Origin of the sequence: Marinobacter goseongensis (assembly GCF_023156235.1) — a bacterium.
GTDB lineage: Bacteria > Pseudomonadota > Gammaproteobacteria > Pseudomonadales > Oleiphilaceae > Marinobacter > Marinobacter goseongensis.
The window spans coordinates 1-1,074 of record NZ_JAKZAI010000080.1; the positions used below are offsets into that span (position 1 = coordinate 1).

Annotated in this window: 1 protein-coding gene; it reads left to right on the top strand. The window is 56.1% G+C overall.

From position 1 onward, the window contains the following. Nucleotides 1–16: 16 nt before the first annotated feature. Nucleotides 17–1,074, top strand: a 1,058-nt coding sequence (locus MLC70_RS18420) for an OprO/OprP family phosphate-selective porin (RefSeq protein WP_248186004.1), incomplete at its 3' end; no start/stop codon positions are given.

Consider the following 1,074-nt stretch of genomic DNA (forward strand, 5'->3'; position numbering starts at 1 on the left):
AAAGGTGAGACAGATCATGAGCAAGAAATATTTGGGCTTGGCTTTGGCGATTTCTGCCGCTTCTGCTGCACAGGCCGGAAACGTTACGACCAGCGGCGAAGACCTTGTGATCGATACCGACAGCGGTATCAAAGTGAAAGTGTCGGATAACTCTGCGTCTTTTCAGCTCGGCGGGCGCCTTCAATGGGATTACGACGCCACGCAGTCTGACGACAACGGTGTTGACACTACCGATTTCGACGTGCGCCGGGCACGCCTCTACGCCAAGGGCCACTTTGGCGACTGGGCGTACAAAACCCAGTTCAACGTGGCTGAGAGTGATGGCGCCGACGGCGGGACCGCTGAGGACCTGTACATTCGCTACCTGGGATTTGGCTCGACGGCAACCGTGACTATTGGTAAGCAGAAAGAGCCATTCGGCCTGGAACAATTAACGAGTTCAAAAGACATCTCGGCCCTTGAGCGATCCGCCATGACCGAGCGTTATACCCCCGGTCGCAGCGGCGGCATCCAGCTCAGTGGCAAAGGCGGCAACTGGACCTACGGTATCGGCTACTTCGAGGCAGACGGCAATGGCAGCGACGACTTCAATAACACGGCAGTAACCGCACGGGGCACGGTTGCACCGATTCAAACGAACAATATGGTTGTTCATCTTGGTGCGGGTTATACCACGCGTGATGCCGACACTCAGGCCGATGAGGTCGATACGTTTAATCTGGAGCTCGCCGGCGCTTCCGGGCCCTTCCATGCCCAGGCCGAATATTTCGATTCCGAGGAAGGCCAGGTGGATGTTGATGGCTATTACGTACAGCTTGGCTGGATCATCACCGGCGAAAGCCGTCCTTACAAGGCTGGGGCGTTCAAGCGAGTGAAACCGTCATCGCCCAAAGGAGCCTGGGAAGTTGTTGCCCGCTTTGAGGATGGTGACGGAAAATACAGTGACGTTGGGCTGGCCACGACCGACGGCGAGCAAACAACACTGGGCGTTAACTACTACGCCAACAAGAATGTTCGACTGGGTATGAGCTACATGGATGGCGAAGAAGCCAATGGCGACAGCGGAGATGAAGT